This window comes from Motilimonas sp. E26 (genome assembly GCF_021278025.1).
In the GTDB taxonomy this organism is placed as follows: domain Bacteria; phylum Pseudomonadota; class Gammaproteobacteria; order Enterobacterales; family CBDFNC01; genus Motilimonas.
The window spans coordinates 1-590 of sequence record NZ_JAIBHJ010000082.1 but is presented as its reverse complement, the minus strand read 5'-3'; the positions used below and the strand labels follow the sequence as shown (position 1 = coordinate 590).

Below are 590 nucleotides of genomic sequence, written 5' to 3'. Positions count from 1 at the left end.
GCGTTATCATTTTGTTTGCTTGATAACTTCTTATTGCTAAGAAGTATCGGTATTGAACATCATCAAAACTTGCGTTTCAAAAACGTTCAATGAACTTTTATCAGCTTTCCAAATTTTTAAAGAGCGGGCTTTCTTTATCGCTAAAAAAAGCCAAAGTTAAATTGCTTAAACTTAACTTTGGCCTATCTTGGCCGAACATGAAGATTTGGTGGAGCTAAGCGGGATCGAACCGCTGACCTCCTGCGTGCAAGGCAGGCGCTCTCCCAGCTGAGCTATAGCCCCAAATATCTTCTAAAACATCGAACCCTAAACCACCTGGGAGGATGGCATAGTGGCCAAATCAAGCAAGACAAAGCATTAAGTGAGGAAGTTTAGCAAGCTAAACGACGAACTTAATAACGCAGTATTGCGAAGATTTGGTGGGTCTGAGTAGATTTGAACTACCGACCTCACCCTTATCAGGGGTGCGCTCTAACCAACTGAGCTACAGACCCGATGTTTTTTACCCAATGTAATCATACAATCTGTGTGAACACTCATTGACTCTCGTCAACAAGACAACGTCGCTTTTGGTAAGGAGGTGATCCAGC

The 590-nt window shown here is 42.7% G+C and carries 2 tRNA genes; both read right to left on the bottom strand.

Features of this window, described 5'->3' with window-relative positions:
- Positions 1–206 precede the first annotated feature (206 nt).
- Positions 207–282: transfer RNA gene (locus K1M91_RS21225), tRNA-Ala, on the bottom strand.
- Positions 283–417: 135 nt separating this feature from the next.
- A tRNA-Ile gene (locus tag K1M91_RS21220) sits at positions 418–494 on the bottom strand.
- Positions 495–590: the final 96 nt, after the last annotated feature.